Source organism: Pseudomonas quercus (assembly GCF_012033695.1).
GTDB classification, from domain to species: domain Bacteria; phylum Pseudomonadota; class Gammaproteobacteria; order Pseudomonadales; family Pseudomonadaceae; genus Aquipseudomonas; species Aquipseudomonas quercus.
Genome location: NZ_JAAVJI010000050.1, coordinates 1 through 676 on the forward strand (window position 1 = coordinate 1; position 676 = coordinate 676).

Annotated in this window: 1 protein-coding gene; it reads left to right on the forward strand. The window is 66.0% G+C overall.

What is annotated here, in order from left to right:
• Positions 1 to 32 precede the first annotated feature (32 nt).
• The coding region (locus tag HBH25_RS23000) for a PAAR domain-containing protein (RefSeq protein WP_178089125.1) at positions 33 to 676 on the forward strand (644 nt) is incomplete at its 3' end.

The following is a 676-nucleotide window of genomic DNA, read 5'->3' on the forward strand; positions in this document are numbered from 1 at the left end:
ACCCCCGCCACCCCCGAACAGGAGTAACGCCCATGTTCGAGGCAGCACGGTTTGGTGACCAGATCGCCCACTCCGGCGCAATGGGCGGCTTTGTGTTGGGGGCTGTTCTTGGCATCGGCCTGGTGGCGGCGGTGGCGGTGACCACCTTCACCTGCGGGTTCGGCGCCGCGCTGCTGGCCGGGCTCGCTGCCGGAATAGGGGGAAGCCTGATCACTTCCTTGGGTGAAACCATCGGCAGTGGGTTTCTTTCGCCCTCCGGCACCCTGGTCACCGGCTCACCCAACGTGTTCATCAACGGCCGCAAAGCCGCCCACGTGGACCAGAGCATCGGCGCTTGCGAGAAGCACCCCGGCCCGATCAAGGTCGCCGAAGGCTCCACCAACGTATTCATCAATGGCCTGCCTGCGGCACGCAAGGGCGACAAGCTCGCCTGTGGCGCCGTCATCAACACCGGCTCAGGCAACGTCTTTATCGGCGGCGGGCAGTACCGCTACCTGCCCGTCAGCGACGAGGTGCCGTCCTGGCTGCGCGACACCGTTGGCGTGCTGATGGCCATTGCTGGCGCCGCAGGCGGTATCGTCAACGTGCTCAAGATGGGCACCCAGGCGGGCATGAAAGCCATGCTGCCATGCGCCCTCAAGTTCACCGCCGGCTTTATCGGCGGCGAGGTGGCCAG